14 protein-coding genes are annotated in these 12,926 nt (G+C 70.1%); 5 read left to right on the top strand and 9 right to left on the bottom strand.

Annotated features, from left to right (window positions below; genetic code table 11):
- Positions 1-52 precede the first annotated feature (52 nt).
- The 4 genes from lepA (at position 53) to KZ820_RS14720 (ending at position 4,278) form a co-directional block, all read left to right on the top strand.
- The gene (lepA, locus tag KZ820_RS14735) at positions 53-1,864 is read left to right on the top strand and encodes a translation elongation factor 4 (RefSeq protein ID WP_219749364.1); all 1,812 of its coding nucleotides are present in this window, start codon (positions 53-55) and stop codon (positions 1,862-1,864) included.
- Positions 1,865-2,247: 383 nt separating this feature from the next.
- On the top strand, positions 2,248-3,003 hold the full coding sequence (gene modA, locus KZ820_RS14730) for a molybdate ABC transporter substrate-binding protein (RefSeq protein ID WP_219749363.1): 756 nt from the start codon (positions 2,248-2,250) through the stop codon (positions 3,001-3,003).
- The gene (gene modB, locus KZ820_RS14725) at positions 3,000-3,683 is read left to right on the top strand and encodes a molybdate ABC transporter permease subunit (RefSeq protein WP_219749362.1); all 684 of its coding nucleotides are present in this window, start codon (positions 3,000-3,002) and stop codon (positions 3,681-3,683) included. The genes modA and modB overlap by 4 nt, the downstream gene beginning before the upstream one ends.
- Positions 3,673-4,278, top strand: a complete 606-nt coding sequence (locus KZ820_RS14720) for an ATP-binding cassette domain-containing protein (protein WP_219749361.1) — start codon at positions 3,673-3,675, stop codon at positions 4,276-4,278. Before modB ends, KZ820_RS14720 begins: the two co-directional genes overlap by 11 nt.
- A 22-nt stretch (positions 4,279-4,300) precedes the next feature.
- Here the strand turns inward: KZ820_RS14720 and KZ820_RS14715 are convergent, their stop codons facing one another.
- Genes KZ820_RS14715 through KZ820_RS14675 form a run of 9 tightly spaced genes read right to left on the bottom strand, consistent with a single transcriptional unit; the run spans position 4,301 to position 11,451 of the window.
- Entirely contained in the window at positions 4,301-4,600 is a 300-nt protein-coding gene (locus tag KZ820_RS14715; RefSeq protein WP_183919781.1) for a hypothetical protein, read from the bottom strand.
- Positions 4,597-5,598, bottom strand: a complete 1,002-nt coding sequence (locus KZ820_RS14710) for a chemotaxis protein CheB (RefSeq protein ID WP_219749360.1) — start codon at positions 5,596-5,598, stop codon at positions 4,597-4,599. The genes KZ820_RS14715 and KZ820_RS14710 overlap by 4 nt, the downstream gene beginning before the upstream one ends.
- A gap of 47 nt (positions 5,599-5,645) precedes the next feature.
- Complete coding sequence (locus tag KZ820_RS14705; protein WP_132907593.1) at positions 5,646-6,086, bottom strand: chemotaxis protein CheW; 441 nt, start codon at positions 6,084-6,086, stop codon at positions 5,646-5,648.
- A 26-nt stretch (positions 6,087-6,112) separates the two neighbouring features.
- Positions 6,113-6,487 (bottom strand): response regulator, encoded by a 375-nt coding sequence (locus KZ820_RS14700; RefSeq protein ID WP_183919785.1) that lies wholly within the window; start codon positions 6,485-6,487, stop codon positions 6,113-6,115.
- A 29-nt stretch (positions 6,488-6,516) separates the two neighbouring features.
- Complete coding sequence (locus KZ820_RS14695; RefSeq protein ID WP_183919787.1) at positions 6,517-7,071, bottom strand: chemotaxis protein CheD; 555 nt, start codon at positions 7,069-7,071, stop codon at positions 6,517-6,519.
- Complete coding sequence (locus KZ820_RS14690) at positions 7,068-8,087, bottom strand: protein-glutamate methylesterase/protein-glutamine glutaminase (RefSeq protein ID WP_219749359.1); 1,020 nt, start codon at positions 8,085-8,087, stop codon at positions 7,068-7,070. The genes KZ820_RS14695 and KZ820_RS14690 overlap by 4 nt, the downstream gene beginning before the upstream one ends.
- A complete protein-coding gene (locus KZ820_RS14685) occupies positions 8,084-8,953 on the bottom strand; it encodes a CheR family methyltransferase (protein WP_219749358.1) in 870 nt (289 codons plus the stop codon). The genes KZ820_RS14690 and KZ820_RS14685 overlap by 4 nt, the downstream gene beginning before the upstream one ends.
- Positions 8,950-11,157, bottom strand: coding sequence for a chemotaxis protein CheA (locus KZ820_RS14680; protein ID WP_219749357.1), 2,208 nt, complete (start codon positions 11,155-11,157; stop codon positions 8,950-8,952). Before KZ820_RS14680 ends, KZ820_RS14685 begins: the two co-directional genes overlap by 4 nt.
- Before the next feature lie 33 nt (positions 11,158-11,190).
- Positions 11,191-11,451, bottom strand: coding sequence for an STAS domain-containing protein (locus KZ820_RS14675; protein ID WP_219749356.1), 261 nt, complete (start codon positions 11,449-11,451; stop codon positions 11,191-11,193).
- Between the two features lie 332 nt (positions 11,452-11,783).
- Between KZ820_RS14675 and KZ820_RS14670 the strand changes: the two genes are divergently transcribed.
- Positions 11,784-12,845 carry a DUF2332 domain-containing protein gene (locus KZ820_RS14670; RefSeq protein WP_308462237.1) on the top strand — a complete coding sequence of 354 codons (1,062 nt, stop codon included), beginning with the start codon at positions 11,784-11,786 and terminating at the stop codon, positions 12,843-12,845.
- Positions 12,846-12,926 lie beyond the last annotated feature (81 nt).

Here is a 12,926-nt window from a genome sequence, read left to right as displayed (position 1 = left end):
CCCGCCGAATGGCTGGCGCGGCCGGTCACGCTGCGCTAGGCACCCGCGGATCATGGCCACCCCGCTCGACACGATCCGCAATTTCTCGATCATCGCCCATATCGACCACGGCAAGTCGACCCTCGCCGACCGGCTGATCCAGGCCACCGGCGGGCTCACCGATCGCGAGATGAGCGAGCAGGTGCTCGACAACATGGAGATCGAGAAGGAGCGCGGGATCACGATCAAGGCGCAGACCGTGCGCCTGTCGTACAAGGCGCAGGACGGCGCGACCTATACGCTCAACCTGATGGACACGCCGGGCCACGTCGACTTCGCCTATGAGGTCAGCCGCAGCCTCGCCGCCTGCGAGGGCGCGCTGCTGGTGGTCGACGCGGCGCAGGGGGTCGAGGCGCAGACGCTCGCCAACGTCTATCAGTCGATCGAGCACGACCATGAGATCGTGCCCGTGATCAACAAGATCGACCTGCCCGCCGCCGAGCCCGAGAAGGTGCGGGCCGAGATCGAGGACGTGATCGGCCTCGACGCCTCCGAGGCGGTGCTCGCCAGCGCCAAGTCGGGGATCGGCATCGCCGACATCCTTGAGGCGATCGTCCGCAAGATCCCGCCGCCCAAGGGTGATGCCGACGCGCCGCTCAAGGCGATGCTGGTCGACAGCTGGTACGACCCGTATCTCGGCGTCGTCATCCTCGTGCGCGTGATCGACGGCACGCTGCGCAAGGGCCAGCAGGTCACCTTCATGCAGGCGGGGACGCAGCATCTGGTCGACCGCGTCGGCTGTTTCCGCCCCAAGATCGAGCAGCTCACCGATCTCGGCCCGGGCGAGATCGGCTTCATCACCGCGCAGATCAAGGACGTGGCGATGGCGCGCGTCGGCGACACGCTGACCGACGCCAAGCGTCCCGCGGCGGCCGCGCTGCCGGGCTTCAAGGAAGTCCAGCCGGTCGTCTTCTGCGGGCTGTTCCCGGTCGACGCCAACGACTTCGAGAAGCTCCGCGAGAGCATCTCCAAGCTGCGACTCAACGACGCCTCGTTCAGCTTCGAGATGGAGACCAGCGCCGCGCTCGGCTTCGGCTTCCGCTGCGGATTCCTCGGGCTGCTGCACCTCGAGATCATCCAGGAGCGGCTGACGCGCGAGTACGACCTCGACCTGATCACCACCGCGCCCTCGGTGGTCTATCAGATCGAGCTGACCCATGGTGGCGGGCATGTCGAGCTGCACAACCCGGCGGACATGCCCGACCCCAACAAGATCGAGAGCATCAGCGAGCCCTGGATCGAGGCGGTGATCTACGTCCCCGATGAATATCTCGGCTCGATCCTGAAACTGTGCCAGGACCGCCGCGGTATCCAGAAGAACCTGACCTATGTCGGCGGGCGCGCGCAGGCGACGTACGAGCTGCCGCTCAACGAGGTGGTGTTCGACTTCTACGACCGGCTCAAGTCGCTGTCGAAGGGCTATGCCAGCTTCGACTATCACCAGATCGGCTATCGCGAGGGCGACCTCGTCAAGATGTCGATCCTGGTCAACGAGGAGCCGGTCGACGCGCTCAGCATGATCGTCCACCGCGGCACCGCCGAGGTGCGCGGGCGCGGCATGTGCGAGCGGCTCAAGGAGCTGATCCCACGCCATCTGTTCAAGATCCCGATCCAGGCGGCGATCGGCGGCAAGGTGATCGCGCGCGAGACGATCAGCGCGATGCGCAAGGACGTCACCGCCAAATGCTACGGCGGCGACGCGACACGTAAGCGCAAGCTGCTGGAAAAGCAGAAGAAGGGCAAGCTGAAGATGCGCGAATACGGCAGCGTCAGCATCCCGCAGGAAGCGTTCATCGCGGCGCTACGCATGGGCGACGAGGGCTGAGGGGAGGGCGGCGCTGGCTGGACGCGTAAGAACGGCGCCGCTACTCTGGGGATCGTCTCCGCCGCGCGGCGATGCTTCAGTGTCTATCGCCGTCCTCACGTACGATCCGCCCCTCACGTCCGTCATCCCGGACTTGGTCCGGGATCCACCCTCCCGCGAGAGCAACGCGCGCTGAGTAAGCGGCACGGTGGATCCCGGACCAAGTCCGGGACGACGGCGGTGGGTGAGGGCGCGCCCGAACCAACCCGGCGCGCAGCTCATCCAGAGAGCGCGGGAACGACCGCCAATCTCGGTGCAACGCCCACACCTCCCCGCGCCGCGTTCGCTACTACCGATCGAGCCCGCTTATTGTATCCGCACGGATACGGTGCGATGGCATCCCCATGCGTGTCCTTCTCTCGCTGTTCCTGCTGCTGCTCGCCACTCCCGCGCTGGCGCAGGAGCGCGTCGCGCCGCTCGTCCTCGCCGCCGCCAGCCTACAGGAGGCAATGAACGACGCCGCCGACGCCTGGGTCGCGCGGGGGCACCCGCGGCCGGTGCTCTCCTTCGCGGCTTCCTCGGCCCTGGCGCGGCAGATCACCGCGGGGGGCCGCGCCGACCTGTTCGCCTCGGCCGACATCGACTGGATGGACGAGGTCGAGCGCCGCGGCCGGGTCGTGCCCGGTACGCGCGCGGTGCTCGCGCGCAACCGGCTCGTCGTGGTGGCGCGCCCCGGCACGCCCGACGTGAGCGCGACTCGCGGCCCCGCGCTCGCCCGCCGGCTCGGTGCCGCGCCGCTGGCGATGGCCGACCCGGCGGCGGTGCCCGCGGGCAAGTACGGCGAGGCCGCGCTGCGCGCGCTCGGCGCCTGGGACGCGGTGAGCGGGCGCATCGTTCGTGCGGAGAACGTCCGCGCCGCGCTGGCGCTGGTGGAGCGCGGGGCGGCGCCCTACGGCATCGTCTACGCGACCGACGCGCGTGCCTCTGCGAAGGTGCGCGTCGCGGGCGTCTTCCCCGCGGCGAGCCACCCGGCGATCGTCTACCCCATGGCGCGCCTCACCGACGGCCCGGAACCGCGCGAGGCCGAGGGCTTTCGCCACTTCCTTCTGTCGCGCGCCGGGCAGGCAATCCTCGCGCGCCGCGGCTTCGCGCCGCGGTGAGCGACCTCGCCGCGATCGTGCGGCTGACCTTGCTGGTCGGTGGCACCGCGACGCTGGCGACGCTGCCGCTCGCCTTCGCGCTCGCCTGGATGCTGGCGCGTTGGCACTTCCCGGGCAAGGTGTTGCTCGACGGGCTGATCCACCTGCCGCTGGTAGTGCCGCCGGTGGTGACCGGCTGGCTGCTGCTGCTCGCTTTCGCGCCCGCCGGCCCGGTCGGCGGCGCACTCCAACGCTGGTTCGGGGTCTCGGTGCTGTTCCGTTGGAGCGGCGCGGCGATCGCGGCGGGGGTGATGGCGTTGCCGCTGATGGTGCGCGCGATCCGGCTGTCGCTCGAGGCGGTCGACCGGCGGCTCGAGCAGGCAGCGCGCACGCTCGGCGCGGGGCGGTGGCGCAGCTATGCGACGGTGACGCTGCCGCTCGCCGCACCGGGGATCGCGGCGGGGGCGGTGCTCGGCTTCGCGCGCTCAATCGGCGAGTTCGGCGCCACCATCACGTTCGTCTCCAACGTGCCGGGCGAGACGCAGACATTGCCGCTTGCGATCTACGCGGCGCTGCAGACGCCGGGCGGCGAGGCGGCGGTGTGGCGGCTCGCCGCCGCGTCGGTCGCGCTGTCGCTCGCTGCGCTGGTGACGGCGGAATGGCTGGTACGGCGCGCGGGGCGGGGCGTCCGTGTCCTTTGACATCGACGTCACCGCGGCAAGGGGCGACACCCTTGTCGGCGCTCGCTTCGCGGTGGGGGAGGGGCTCACGGTGCTCGTCGGTCCGTCGGGCGTGGGCAAGACCAGCGTGCTGGAGATGATCGCCGGGCTGCTGGGGCCGGTGCGCGGGCATGTTCGGGTCGGCGGGCGGACGCTGTATGACTCCGCCGCCGGGATCGAGCTCCCGCCCGAGCGGCGTCGCGTGGGCTATGTCTTTCAGGACATGCGCCTGTTCCCACACCGGCGAGTGCGCGCCAATCTCCTGTACGGAGCGCGCGACGCGGCGCGGCTGGCCGAGGTGGCGGCGATGCTCGACGTGGGTCACCTGCTAGACCGTTGGCCGCGCACCTTATCGGGCGGGGAGGCACGCCGAGTGGCGATCGGGCGCGCGCTGCTAAGCGATTCCGCCTTCCTGCTGCTAGACGAGCCACTGTCCTCGCTCGATCCGGTGCGGCGCGAGGAAGCGGCGCGCGCGATCGAGCGGGTGCGCGACACGCGCGCGGTGCCGATCCTGATGGTCACGCACGACCGCGGTGAGGCCGAGCGGCTCGGCGATCGCGTGATCGCGATCGGTTAGGATCCGATCCTCGCCGCCCCCGTCAGGCCGCGGCCGCTTGCTGCTCGAGCGTCGCCAGGGTCGAGCGGAGGCGGTCGACCATGTCTTGCAGGGTCACCGCGCCGAGGTCGGCGTCCGACGCGCCCTCGACGCGGAGCAGTGTCGCGACCGCGAGCTGGATCTGCGTGACATAGTCGATCCGCTGGATGCTCGCCATGTGGCGGCGCAGGGTCTCGCCGTTGCTGCCGAGATCATAAGCGAGCTCGTTGAGTTCGTTCGAGGCGAACACCAGCTCCTCGGCCAGCGCCAGCGCGAGCGGTCGTGAGATCGCTCCCGCGCTCATTTCGAACACATCTTGAGCACGCTCGTGACCAGCGCGTCGTTCGCGACCGGCTGCGACACCATCCCGCGCGCCAGCGTGTAGCCGCCCTCGTCCGACGGCGAGAAGGCGTAGCCGCCCGCCGCGTTGAGCGCCTTGAGCCCGCCGGCGCCGTCCTCGTTGGAATCGAGCAGCAGCACGCCCACCGCGTTGCTCGCCGCCGCCTTGGCGGCAGAGGCGAACAAGAGCGAGATCGAGGGGCGCTCGCCGGCGACCGGGTCACGCGGCAGCAGCCGCAGCGTGCCGTTGGGCCAGCTGTCGATCACCAGATGCGCGTCGCCGTGCGGGGCGAGATAGATCGTGCCCTGCTCGGGCTTCATCCCGTCGGCAGCGACCACGACCTTGGGCGCGACCTGCTCGGCGAGCTTCTCCGCCATGCTCTCCACCAGCCCCGGGCCGAGATGCTGCACCACCACCGTCGGCGGGCAATTGGCGGGAAAGGTCGAGAAGAGATCGAAAATCGACTTGGTGCTCGATGCATCGCCGCCGACCAGCAGCAGGCGGCCGTTCCAGTCGATTGGGGGCGCCTTGGCGGTCTTCGGCGGCGCCTTGGGCTTGATGTCGGCCTTCTTCGCGGCCTTGAGCCGCTTGGCGAGCTTGGCGATGATCGCGTCCAGCTCGGCCGGGGCGGCGACGCGCGGCTTGGGGAAGCAGTCGATGGCGCCGAGGCGAAGCGCCTCGATCGACTCGGCGGCGCCGTCCTGGGTGCGCGTAGAGAACATGATCACCGGCATTGGCTTGGTGTCCATGATCTCGGCGAGATATTCGAGGCCGCTCATCCCCGGCATCTCGACGTCGAGCGTCATCACGTCGGGCCAGGTCGAGGCGACCAACTCGCGCGCCTCGGCCGCGCCATCGGCCATGCCGACCACCTCCACGCCCGGGATCCGCTCCAGCGCGCCCGAGATTAGCGCGCGCATGGTCAACGAATCGTCGACCACCAATACTTTCGTTCCAGCCATGACCTCGTCCTAGGCGAAAAGCGTAAACGTAACTTTTATCACTTCGATCAGGCGGCGTCCGCCATCACGCTGCGCTCCACCAGCCGCTCGAGCGCGAGCACCAGGATCAGCCGCTGGTCGATCGTCGCCAGCCCGTCGAGGAACTGCGCCGCGGCCGCGTCGCCCATGTCGGGCAGTGGCTGCATGTCCTCGGTCTGTACCGTGACGATGTCGTTCACCGCGTCGACGATGATGCCCTGGAGCTGCTCGCCGATCCGCACCACGATGATGACGTGGCGCGCGGTCGGGTCGGTCACGCCCCAGCCGAGCCGGTGGCGCAGGTCGAGCACCGGCAGCACCACGCCGCGCAGGTTGACGACGCCGCGCACGTGGCTGGGCACGTTGGGCAGCGGCGTGGCGGGCGACCAGGCACGGATCTCGCGGATCGCCATGATGTCGACGCCCAGATGCTGGTCGCCGAGCTGGAAGGTGATGAGCTGACGGGACATGGATGGCTCCTCGGATATGCTGGAGATCAGTGCAGCACGCGCCGGATCGCGGCGGCGAGCTTCTCGGGGTGGAAGGGCTTGACGATCCAGCCGGTGGCGCCGGCGTCGCGCGCGCGCTGCTTCTTCTCCTCCGAGCTCTCGGTAGTGAGCACCAGGATCGGCAGCGAGCGGCGACCGTCGGCGCGGACCTGCTCGATCAGCCCGAAACCGTCCATGCGCGGCATGTTGATGTCGGTGATCAGCAGGTCGGGCTCTTCCTCGGGCTCGAAATTCTGCAGGGTCTCGAGCGCGTGTACCCCGTCCTCGGCCTCGACGACATTGTAGCCGAGATCGGTCAGCGCCGCGCGCAGCAGCATCCGCATGCTGGGCGAGTCGTCCACGGTCATGATCGTCTTGGTCACGGGAAAGGGCTCCTGGGCAATTCGGGAAATCAGAAGAACTCGACGTCGCCGACATGGGCGATCGCGGAAACGGGGGCGGGGGCGACTCGCAGCAGCGGCGGTGGCGCGCCCTCGGTGACGACGCGACAGCGCGCGAGACCCAGTGCGGCGCGGAACTCGACCCGTCGCGCGCCATTGCCGCCGACGTCCTCGCCGACCAGCGGGATCTTCTCGTCGCGCAGGAAGCGCCGCGCGAAGGCGATGTTGTCGCCGCCGATGTCGCGGAAGCCCGAGCGCATCGTCGCGCCGCCGAAGATGCGCGCCTTCATGCGCGACCGTACCGCGCCCATCGAGAGCATGGCGTTGATCAGCACTTCCATGGCGTAGACACCGTAGCGCTGCATCGAGGCGGGATCGGACACATTGCCTTCGGCTAACAGGTAATGGTTAAGGCCTCCCACCTTCGCGACCGGATCGTAGAAGCAGGCGGCGACGCAGCTACCCAGAACGGTGGTCAGCACCACGTCCTCGCGGTCGCTGACCTTGGTCTCGCCCTGCGCCACGGTGAGGCGACGGAAGCCGTCGCGGAGGGTGATGCTGTTCATGCGCGGCACTCTTGCAGCAGCCGCGGCGCGATGCGGCGCAGCGGCAGCTGCTGAACCACCGCGCCGATCCGATGCGCCACCGCGGGCATGCCGTAGACGACGCTGGTGGCCTCGTCCTGTCCGATCGTGACCGATCCGGTCGTGCGCATCGCCAGCATGCCCTCGGCCCCGTCGGCCCCCATGCCGGTGAGCAGCGCGCCCACCGCGTCCGACCCGGCGCAGCGTGCGACCGAGTGGAACAAGGTATCGACCGAGGGCTGATGCCCGCTCACCTTGGGGCCCTGGAGCAGGCGGCAGTGGCGCTTGCCGCCGCTGCCCGCGACCTCGAGGTGACGGTCACCGCCCGGCGCGAGATAGACCTTGCCGACCTGGAGCGGTGCGCCCGCGCGCGCCTCCTCCACGCTCGGGCGGCACAGCCGGTCGAGCCGCGCGGCGAAGCTGGCGGTGAAGCTCGCCGGCATGTGCTGGACGATCACCGTCGGCGGACAATTGGCCGGGAAGCCGGTGAGCAGCTCGATCAGCGCCTCGACCCCGCCGGTCGACGCGCCGACCGCGATCAGCGCATTGTCGCGCGGCCGATAGTCGCCGTCGAGCGGCTCGCTCTTGGGCGGCAGGGGCGCGAGCCGACGGCGCGTGCCCGAGGCCGCGCGCACCAGCGCGGGCAGGCGGATCGCCTCATTTTCGCGACGGAGGGCGAGCTTGTCGAAACACTCGAAGGCACCCAGCTCGAGCGCGGCGATGCTCGCCTCCGCCCCGTCCGAGGTGAGCGTCGACAGCATGACCACCGGGGTCGGACGCAGCCGCATCAGTCGCTCGAGAAAGTCGAGCCCGTTCATGCCCGGCATCTCGATGTCGAGCGTGACGACGTCGGGGTCGAGCTCCTTGATCTTGGCGCGCGCCTCCTCGGCGCTCGCGGCGGTGCCGACGACCTCGATCGCCGGGTCGACCGACAGCGTGCGCCGGATCAGCGCCTGCATCGTGAGCGAGTCGTCGACGACGAGGGTACGGACGCTCATGCCGCCACCTTCAGATAGGCGGTGCGCCCGACGCTCTCGAAGCGGTGCGCCACCTCGTCGGCGAGCCGCTCGGAATGGCCGATGTAGAGCATGCCCCCCGTCTCCAGATGGTCAGCGAGCCGTGCTTGCAGCCGCGCTTTCGTTGGTTCGTCGAAGTAGATCATCACGTTGCGGCAGCAGATCGCGTCGAAGCGGCCGCGCATCGGCCAGTTGCCGAGCAGGTTGAGCGGGCGGAACGCGATCGCGTCGCGCAGCATCGGATCGACCGTCTGGCGCTCGCTCGGACCGCTCAGCCAGGTGCTGCGCAGTGCCGGCGGCACGGTGCGCAGCGTCGCCGCCGGGTAGGTGCCGGCGCGCGCGGTGGCGAGCACGCTCGGCGAGACGTCGGTGGCGAGCAGCTTGAAGTCGGCACGCAGCACGCGCTGCGCCAGCCCGCGATCGGTGCCGAAGCTCGCCATCAGCCAGCTGTACGGCTCCTCGCCGCTGGAGCAGGCCGCCGACCACAGCCGCACGCGCCCGCCGCCGAGGACGCGCTGCGACAGCTTGGGCCACAGCCGCTCGACGAAGTCCTCGAAATGATGTGCCTCGCGGAAGAAGGCGGTGTGGTTCGTCGTGATCGCGTCGAACATGCGCAGCCGCTCGTCCGCGTCCTGCTCGATCAGCTTGATGTAAGCGCCGACGCTGTCGAGCCTGCACGCGCGCACGCGCGGCGCGACGCGGCCATAGACCAGCTGCGCCTTGCCGTCGGGCAGCAGGATGCCGAGCTCGTCATAGACCATCCGCGCGATCGCCTGATGGTCCGCCGGCACGAAGTGGAACTCGCGCTTGAGCGACGACTCGCTGGGCAGGGCAATCGCGGGGATCATGCCGCGTGCGCCAGCACCGGTCGCGGCGTGCGGACGCGATGCGCCGTCAGCGCGTCGACGTCGATGATCAGCGCGACGCGACCGTCGCCAAGGATGGTCGCGCCGGCGAGGCCGTCGATCGCCTGGTAATTGGCTTCCAGGCTCTTCACCACGACCTGGCGCTGGTCCTGGATCGAGTCGACCAGCAGCGCTGCTTGGCCGTGATCGGCCTCTACCACGATCAGCACCGCGTTGGCGGGGTCACGCTCGCCGCCGCCGAGGCCGAGCTGCTCGGCCACCGGGTAGATCGGCACGTAGGAGCCGCGCACGTCGAGCACCGCGCCGTCGACGCCGATCGCGGTGACCGCGCCGTCGGTCGGGCGCAGGCTCTCGACGATATGGCTGAGCGGGATCACGAAGGTCTGGTCGCCGACGGTGACGATCATGCCGTCGACCACCGCGAGCGTCAGCGGCAGGCTGAGCGAGAAGCTCGATCCCGAACCGAACTTGGACTGGATGCCGATCCGGCCGCCGAGCGCCTGAACGTTCTTGCGCACTACGTCCATGCCGACGCCGCGGCCCGAGATGTTCGAGACGGTCGCCGCGGTGGAGAAGCCCGGTGCGAAGATCAGGTTGTCGACTTCCTCGTCGCTCAGCACCGCGTCGGGCAGGATGATCCCGCGCTCGATCGCCTTGGCGCGGACGCGCGCGCGGTCGATGCCGCGGCCATCGTCGCTGACGGTGATGACGATGCGGCCCGAATGGTGCGCCGCCGACAGCGTGACCACGCCCTCGGCCGGCTTGCCCGCCGCGACCCGCTCCTCGGGCGTCTCCAGCCCATGGTCGACCGCATTGCGGATGAGGTGCGTCAGCGGCTCGCCGATCCGCTCGACCACGGTCTTGTCGACCTCGGTCATCTCGCCCTCGATGTCGAGGCGGACGCGCTTGCCGGTCTCGCCCTCGAGCTCGCGGATGATGCGCGGCACGCGGCTGAACACGGTCTTCATTGGCTGAGCGCGGATCGCCATGGTCGACTCCTGCAGCTCGCGCGTCAGGTGATCTAGGTCGGTGAGCTCGGAGATGCCGGCCATGTTGTTCTCGGACAGGCGCTGCGCCAGCATCGCCTGGGTGATCACCAGCTCGCCGACGAGGTTGACGAGCCGGTCCAGCTTGTCGAGGTCCACCCGGATCGTCTGCGCCACCGCGGTCGGCGCGGGCGCAACGACCGAGGCGACGACGGGCGCGGGCGGCGCCGGCTTCGGCGCGGACGGCGCGACGACGGGCGCCGCCGTGGCGGCAGGCGAGGGCGTCGGCGCGGCGATCGCGACGGGCGCGGGGGCGGCCGTTGCGGCGGAGGGAGCGACGGCGGTCTCAAGTTCGTCGGTCGTGGTCTCCGCGGCGGCGCCGCGCGACAGCGTCACCGCGCAGCCGTCGGTGAACTCGAAGACCGAGCGGATATCGTCCTCGTCGACGTTCGCCGGCACTGCGATCGACCAGGCGAGATAGGAGACCTCGGGATCGATCGAGGCGAGCGGCGGCAGCGCCGACACGTCGCACGACAGCACGCGCCCGCCCATGCGGACCAGCTCGCGCAGCAGCAGCAGCGGCTCGCCGCCGTTGTCGAGCGCGTTGGGAGTGGGCTTGAAGGTGACCAGCCAGTCCTGCGGTCCGGCGACCGTAGACGCGTCGTCCGCGTTCGACTCTGCCGCCGGAGCGACATCGCCCAGCATCGCCATCAGGTCGTCGAAGTCGTCGCCCAGGCTGATCGGGGCGGGGGTGAAGGAGATCTCGTCCTCGGCCACGGGCGACGCGGCGGGCGCGGCCGAGGCAGCGATCTCGGCGGCTTCGTCGCCGCTCGCGGCCGCGATAAGCCGCGCCAGCATCACCGCGTCGTCGGGCGCCTCGCCCGAGTCGCGCGCCGCGGCGACATGGTCCGCCAGCATGTCGAAGGCGGCGACGATCAGGTTGGTGAGCGCCGGGGTGAGCGTCAGCGCGCCGCTGCGGAGGAGGTCGAGCAGCGTCTCATATTGATGCGTATAGGCCTGGAGCCGCTCGTGCCCGAACGCGCCGGCACCGCCCTTGATCGAGTGAACCGCGCGGAAGATGCCGTTGATCGTCTCGGCGTCGTAATTTTCGGCACGCAGCGCGGCGAACGCGCCTTCCATGCCGGCCAGGCCTTCCTCGCACTCCTGGAAGAAGATCTGCTGGATTGCGTCGAGATCCAAGACGTCTGCTCCTGTGAACCGGGCGGCGCGCGCTTAGGCGGCGGAGAGGTCGACCGCGGCGAGCGCGGCGGCGTCGGCGAAGGGGATGCTGACCGCGGTCAGGGCGAAGCTCTGCCCCTCGGCGACCGCGGCAGCGCGCGCGGCGATCAGGACCTGGAGGCAGGCCTGCCCGATCTGCTCCACCGCGCTGCCGTCGATCGTGAGCGACTGCGCCTGCTCGACCAGCTTCTTCAAGGCGACGCGGAGCGGCGGCGCGGCCGCGGTGTCGAGACGGGGAGGCAGCACGTACGCCATCGCGAGTTCCTGGTCAGTCGGGCGGGCGGCCGCGTCGGACCGATCGCTCGCCGCGGCGAGGACCAGCCGACACCTGTCCCATCCCCCAATATAGCGCGGCGGACGACCGGGTTGGTCCCGGGCGGTGCCGCTGCGCCGACTTCCTCATGGACGTGTCGTCCTAAAATGACGTTAAACACGGTTCCGGCGAGAACGATTGCGCGAACGGGGCCGAGCTGGCACGGCCGGGAGCGGTCGGGCAAGAGATCGGCGCGATTAAGTGGATGGAAAGCACTTTCCAGCACTGTTTGGATCCGCGCGCGGCGCTGTCGCTCCAGTGGATAGACTGACGGGTGTTTGAGCAACTTCTTGATTTCGAGCCCGACGCTGGAGAGCTGCGGCGTCAGGCGCAGGTGGCGCGGGCGATCGGCTCCCCTATGGTCGCGATGATACTCGAGTCGGGCGCGCGCCAGCTGGCGCGGGCGCCCCTCACCGCGGCGGTCTTCGCGCGCTGGCCGGGCGACCGTGCCGCCGCGGCGCTGGCGATGCGCTTCAACGCCGCGCTGCACGCGCTGGCGCGGCGCGACACGCCGGCGCGGCTCGGCGCGCTGTACCGCGGCGAGCACCGCGACGTCGACGGCGCGATCGGCGAGGCGCTCGCCGCGCACGACGCTTTCATCGCCGAGTGGATGCAGCACACGCCGCAGACCAACGAGGTCGGGCGCGCGGCGGCGATCCTCGCCGCGCTCAAGGTCGTGCGCACGCGCTTCGACCTGCCGGTCGAGCTGCTCGAGATCGGCGCGAGCGCCGGGCTCAACCTCAACCTGCATCGCTACGCCTACGACCTCGGCGGAGTCGCGGCGGGCGACCGCGCCTCGCTTGTCCGGATCGCGCCCGATTGGATCGGGCCGCCGCCCCCCGACGCCCCGGTCGAGCTGGTCGCGGCGCGCGGCGTCGACCTGGCGCCGCTCGATCCGGCGGATGCCGCCACGTGCGAGCGGCTGATGGCGTTCGTCTTCGTCGATCAGTCGGCACGGTCGCGGCGGCTCGAGGGCGCGTTGGCGCTGGCACGACGGTGGCCGCCGCGGGTGGAGCGCGGCGACGCCGTGGCATGGCTGGGCGACCGTCTCGTCGAGCCGGCGCTGCCGGGCCGCTGTCGCGCGATCGTGCACTCGATGGTGACGCAATATCTGGGCGCGCCGGCGCGCGCCGAGCTCGACGCGGTGATCGCCACCGCCGGTGCGGCGGCGACGCGCGAGCGACCGCTGGTGCGCATCGGCTTCGAGTGGACCGAGGATCGCGCCGCGGTGTTGCTGACGCTCACCAGCTTCCCTGGCGGCGAGGCGCAGGTGCTGGCGGCGTGTCATCCTTATGGCGCCGCGATCACGTGGCGCGATCGTTACGTGGTTCGTTAAGCACGTACTGCGACGTATCATGATGAAATGGAAGAGTAAGGTCGCATGATCTAGGCAGAACGGGTAAGTTGCTCGCGGTCA

This window comes from Sphingomonas citri (assembly GCF_019429485.1).
In the GTDB taxonomy this organism is placed as follows: Bacteria; Pseudomonadota; Alphaproteobacteria; order Sphingomonadales; family Sphingomonadaceae; genus Sphingomonas; species Sphingomonas citri.
The sequence above is the reverse complement of the archived record's forward strand: the minus strand, read 5'-3'. Positions and strand labels throughout refer to the sequence as shown.

Excerpts from the sequence above, each read along its gene's own strand:
- KZ820_RS14675 (WP_219749356.1), bottom strand. The coding sequence starts at position 11,451 with ATGGCGTACGTGCTGCCTCCCCGTCTCGACACCGCGGCCGCGCCGCCG.
- KZ820_RS14710 (WP_219749360.1), bottom strand. The coding sequence starts at position 5,598 with ATGGCTGGAACGAAAGTATTGGTGGTCGACGATTCGTTGACCATGCGC.
- KZ820_RS14715 (WP_183919781.1), bottom strand. The coding sequence starts at position 4,600 with ATGAGCGCGGGAGCGATCTCACGACCGCTCGCGCTGGCGCTGGCCGAG.
- modA (WP_219749363.1), top strand. The coding sequence starts at position 2,248 with ATGCGTGTCCTTCTCTCGCTGTTCCTGCTGCTGCTCGCCACTCCCGCG.
- lepA (WP_219749364.1), top strand. The coding sequence starts at position 53 with ATGGCCACCCCGCTCGACACGATCCGCAATTTCTCGATCATCGCCCAT.
- KZ820_RS14695 (WP_183919787.1), bottom strand. The coding sequence starts at position 7,071 with ATGAACAGCATCACCCTCCGCGACGGCTTCCGTCGCCTCACCGTGGCG.
- KZ820_RS14705 (WP_132907593.1), bottom strand. The coding sequence starts at position 6,086 with ATGTCCCGTCAGCTCATCACCTTCCAGCTCGGCGACCAGCATCTGGGC.
- KZ820_RS14690 (WP_219749359.1), bottom strand. The coding sequence starts at position 8,087 with ATGAGCGTCCGTACCCTCGTCGTCGACGACTCGCTCACGATGCAGGCG.
- KZ820_RS14685 (WP_219749358.1), bottom strand. The coding sequence starts at position 8,953 with ATGATCCCCGCGATTGCCCTGCCCAGCGAGTCGTCGCTCAAGCGCGAG.